Origin of the sequence: Roseomonas mucosa ATCC BAA-692, from assembly GCF_000622225.1 — a bacterium.
Lineage (GTDB): Bacteria > Pseudomonadota > Alphaproteobacteria > Acetobacterales > Acetobacteraceae > Roseomonas > Roseomonas mucosa.
On record NZ_JHWD01000079.1, the window covers coordinates 1 to 1,221 of the forward strand.

Sequence of the window (1,221 nt, forward strand, 5' to 3'; positions counted from 1 at the left end):
GCCTGGAAGACCGCCAGACCCTGGTGGCCGAGATCGCAGCGGCCTGCGCTGCCGGTGCCCGGCTGGCCCCGGCCTGCAGTCTGGCGGGCATCGACCTGCGCACCTTTCAGCGTTGGCGCACCGGTGATGGACAGGTCCGGGCTGATCACCGGCCCGCGGCTATTCGGTCCCGGCCTCTGCATACCCTGAGCGACGCGGAGCGGGCGCGCATGGTCGACCTCGCCAACGAGCCGCGCTTTGCCAGCACGCCACCGGCCCGGATCGTCCCGGCGCTGGCCGACGAGGGCATCTATGTCGCCAGCGAGAGCAGTTTCCACCGCGTGCTGCGCCAGCACGGCCAGATGCGCCGCCGTGGCCGGGCCTGCCCACCCCGGAGCGCTGGCCTGCCCAGCACGCATGTGGCAACCGCCCCGGGGCAGGTCTGGTGCTGGGACGTGACGTTTCTGCGGGCCCGGGTACAGGGGCGATGGTTCTACCTGTTCCTCATTCTCGACCTCTTCAGCCGCAAGATCGTCGGCCATGAGGTGCACGAGACCGACCAGGCTGAACACGCAGCCCATCTGGTCCGCCGCACGGCGTTGGCCGAGGGCATCCACGCCCATGCTCACCGCCCCGTGCTGCACGGCGACAACGGCCCCAGCGTGAAGGGCACGACCGTGCTGGCCATGCTGCACTGGCTCGGCATCACGCCGTCGCACTCGCGGCCGCGGGTCAGCGATGACAATGCCTATGCCGAGGCGCTGTTCCGCACCGCCAAGTACCGCCCTGACTTCTCCGCTGCCGGCTTTGCCGACCTCATCGAGGCGCAACAGTGGGCCGCCTGGTTCGTGCACTGGTACAACCACGAGCACCGCCACAGCGGCATCCGCTACGTCACGCCGGCCCAGCGCCACGCCGGCGACGACGGACCCCTGCTGGCCGCCCGCCACGCCCTGTACCAGCAAGCACGCGAAGCCAATCCGCGACGTTGGAGCGGGCAGACCCGCAACTGGACCCCGATCGGCGCCGTCACCCTTAACCCAGAGCGGGACAGCATCGTCGCGCCGGGCACAATGCAGCAGCCCGGATAAGACAAGGTCATTACGATAGCAAGGCGACAACTACGTTGACGCGCACCGCCGTCGCGCCGGCCTTGACCTGGACCTTCTCGCCGGTGCGTGGGTTCAGCGCCGTGCGCTTCGGGGTCTCGCGTACCGAGAAGGAGCCGAACTCCGGCAGCGA

At 69.7% G+C, this 1,221-nt stretch carries 2 protein-coding genes; one reads left to right on the forward strand and one right to left on the reverse strand.

What is annotated here, in order from left to right:
- Positions 1-1,070: IS3 family transposase (locus BT98_RS0120230; protein ID WP_081798692.1), on the forward strand; the 1,070-nt coding region annotated here is incomplete at its 5' end.
- 10 nt (positions 1,071-1,080) lie between these two features.
- Here the strand turns inward: BT98_RS0120230 and BT98_RS0120235 are convergent.
- Positions 1,081-1,218, reverse strand: a complete 138-nt coding sequence (locus BT98_RS0120235) for an HU family DNA-binding protein (protein WP_408735151.1) — start codon at positions 1,216-1,218, stop codon at positions 1,081-1,083.
- Positions 1,219-1,221: the final 3 nt, after the last annotated feature.